The organism is Pseudomonas emilianonis (assembly GCF_023072625.1).
Taxonomy (GTDB): Bacteria; Pseudomonadota; Gammaproteobacteria; order Pseudomonadales; family Pseudomonadaceae; genus Aquipseudomonas; species Aquipseudomonas paraveronii.
On record NZ_JAKNRV010000506.1, the window covers coordinates 1 to 2,920 of the forward strand.

Annotated in this window: 4 protein-coding genes and 1 pseudogene; 4 read left to right on the forward strand and 1 reads right to left on the reverse strand. The window is 60.6% G+C overall.

The features are described from left to right. Positions 1 to 702 (reverse strand): lyase family protein (locus L9Z73_RS28405; protein WP_247408104.1); only part of this gene is annotated, 702 nt, incomplete at its 3' end. Between the two features lie 193 nt (positions 703 to 895). Between L9Z73_RS28405 and L9Z73_RS28410 the strand changes: the two genes are divergently transcribed. From L9Z73_RS28410 to L9Z73_RS28425, 4 genes and pseudogenes are all read left to right on the forward strand, one after another. Continuing rightward, complete coding sequence (locus tag L9Z73_RS28410) at positions 896 to 1,414, forward strand: DUF2059 domain-containing protein (protein WP_010567461.1); 519 nt, start codon at positions 896 to 898, stop codon at positions 1,412 to 1,414. 6 nt (positions 1,415 to 1,420) lie between these two features. Beyond that, entirely contained in the window at positions 1,421 to 1,717 is a 297-nt protein-coding gene (locus L9Z73_RS28415) for a BolA family protein (protein WP_247408105.1), read from the forward strand. Between the two features lie 118 nt (positions 1,718 to 1,835). After that, on the forward strand, positions 1,836 to 2,777 hold the full coding sequence (locus L9Z73_RS28420; RefSeq protein ID WP_247408107.1) for a rhodanese-related sulfurtransferase: 942 nt from the start codon (positions 1,836 to 1,838) through the stop codon (positions 2,775 to 2,777). A 36-nt stretch (positions 2,778 to 2,813) separates the two neighbouring features. Beyond that, positions 2,814 to 2,920: pseudogene (locus tag L9Z73_RS28425) on the forward strand (DsbA family protein); the annotation flags it as partial.

A 2,920-nucleotide genomic window follows, 5' to 3' on the forward strand; every position in this document is an offset into this window, starting at 1 on the left:
GAGCCCGGTGCCGACGGCGGTGCCGCCCTGGGCCAGTTCGCACACCTGGGGCAGGGCGCTGCGGATCGCGCGTTCGGCGTAATCGAGTTGGGCGATAAACGCCGAGAGTTCCTGACCAAACGTGATCGGCGTGGCATCCATCATATGGGTGCGACCGGTCTTCACCAGCTTCATATGGCGTGCCGACAATTCCGCCAGCCCGCCGGACAGGTGCGTGATCGCGGGCAGCAGTTGCTGGTTGACTGCCTGCACCGCCGCGATGCTCATGGCGGTGGGGAAGCAGTCGTTGGAACTCTGTGAGCGGTTCACATGATCGTTCGGATGCACCGGGCTCTTGCCGCCGCGGGCCTTGCCCGACAGCTCGTTGGCGCGCCCGGCGATCACTTCGTTGGCGTTCATGTTGCTCTGGGTGCCGCTGCCGGTCTGCCACACCACCAGCGGGAACTGGTCGTCATGCTGCCCGTCGAGCACTTCGTCGGCGGCCTGTTCGATCAGGCGCGCGATGTCGGCAGGCAGGTCGCCATTGCGGCTGTTGACCCGCGCGGCGGATTTCTTGATCAGGGCCAGGGCGTGCAGTACCGCGAGGGGCATGCGCTGCTCGCCGATGGCGAAGTTCACCAGTGAGCGTTGGGTCTGCGCGCCCCAGTAAGCGTCATCCGGGACTTGGACTTCTCCCAGGCTGTCGGTTTCGATACGGCTCATCGGGCACACTCCTTCAGGTTCGTTTGCGCAGTTTAGGCCGTGATCGACCCAGGGGGTTCCCTAAAAGACTTTTCATCGGATTCATCCACCGCAAATCCAGGCCCGACAAGGCCTGGGGTTGAGCCGCGAGGTTTTTTAGGCGCAGAATGGGCGCCCTTGGGGTCTGACCTCGCCTGCTAGAAAAGGAAACTCGATGACTCGTCTTCGTGCCATCTGTACCGCGGTTGCTCTGGTTTGCGCCAGCGGCCAGGTTTTTGCCGATACCGCCAGCCACAACGCCAGTGCCGAAGCCTTCCTTACCCTGGCCCACGCTGACAAGCTGGGGACCCCGGTGTACATGCAAGTGCAGCAAATGTTCGCCCAGCGTTTCGAACAGACCAAAGCGCCGGCCGCCAAGCAGTCCGTACTGGACAGCTACCAGGCCAAGGCCAATGCCGCCCTGGACCAAGCCATCGGCTGGCCAAAACTGAAACCGGATATGGTCAAGCTCTACACCAGCAACTTCAGCGAATCCGAGCTCAAGGACCTGGTTGCGTTCTACCAATCTCCATTGGGTAAGAAAGTCCTGGAAAAAATGCCGCAGTTGACCCAGCAATCGGCCCAGATGACTCAGGCCAAGCTGGAAAGCGCCGTGCCGGTGGTGAACAAGCTGTTGGAAGACATGACCAACGAGCTGACACCTAAAGCCGCCGCTCCGGCCAAGAAGAAGTAAGCAGGAATGACCATGCAACAGCGTATCGAAACGGCGCTTGCCGCCCTGGGCCCGGACCACTTGAGCGTGCTGGATGAAAGCCACATGCACAGCCGTGGGTTGCAGACCCACTTCAAGGCGGTGCTGGTCAGCCAGCAGTTCGAAGGGCTTAACCGCGTCAAGCGCCACCAGAAGGTCTACGCCACCCTGGGTGACCTGATGAGCGAGTTTCATGCGCTGGCGCTGCATACCTACACGCCTGAGGAATGGGCGAAAATCGACGCAGCCCCGGCCTCGCCGACCTGCGCCGGCGGCCATAGCTGATGACCGGGTGTTTCTGACCCCCCGCATTTGCTAGAATCCGCAACGCGCCGCTTAGCCGGCGCGTTTTTTTTGCATCCGGTTCACCCCTTACGAGGGTAGCCACCTGGAGAGAACACCCATGACTCAACCGATTGTCGTGGCGGCACTGTATAAGTTCGTCACCCTCGAAGATTACGTCGCCCTGCGCGAGCCCTTGCTGCAGGCGATGGTCGACAACGGCATCAAAGGCACCTTGCTGATCGCCGAAGAAGGCATCAACGGCACCGTTTCCGGTAGCCGCGAAGGCATTGATGGCCTGATGGCCTGGCTGAAGAACGACCCGCGCATGGTCGATATCGACCACAAAGAGTCGTACTGCGACGAGCAGCCGTTCTATCGCACCAAGGTCAAGCTCAAGAAAGAGATCGTGACCCTGGGCGTCGAAGGCGTCGACCCGAACAAAAAAGTCGGCACCTACGTCGACCCGCAGGACTGGAACGCGCTGATCAGCGATCCGCAAGTACTGCTGATCGACACCCGCAACGACTACGAAGTGTCCATCGGCACCTTTGAAGGCGCGATCGACCCGAAAACCACCAGTTTTCGCGAGTTTCCCGACTACATCAAAGCCAACTTCGATCCGGCCAAGCACAAGAAAGTCGCCATGTTCTGCACCGGTGGCATTCGTTGCGAGAAAGCCTCCAGCTATATGCTCAGCGAAGGCTACGATGAGGTTTACCACCTCAAGGGCGGCATCCTGAAGTACCTCGAAGAGGTGCCCCAGGCCGAGACCAAATGGCAGGGCGACTGCTTTGTGTTCGACAACCGCGTGACCGTGCGCCACGACTTGAGCGAAGGTGACTACGATCAATGTCATGCCTGCCGCACACCGGTTAGTGTGGAAGATCGTACATCCGAGCACTACGTGGCGGGCATCAGTTGTCCACATTGCTGGGATAAGCTATCGGAGAAAACCCGTCGCAGCGCGATCGACCGGCAAAAGCAGATTGAACTGGCCAAGGCCCGCAATATGCCGCACCCGATTGGCTTCAACTACAAGCAAACCCCTTCCGAGGTCTGAGCCATGTCTGCGCGCCTGCTCTATGTGATGGACCCGATGTGTTCCTGGTGCTGGGGCTTTGCCCCGGTGGCCGAGGCGTTGGTCGAGCAGGCCCAGGCGGCCGGCGTGGAGCTGCACCTGGTGGTGGGCGGCTTGCGCACGGT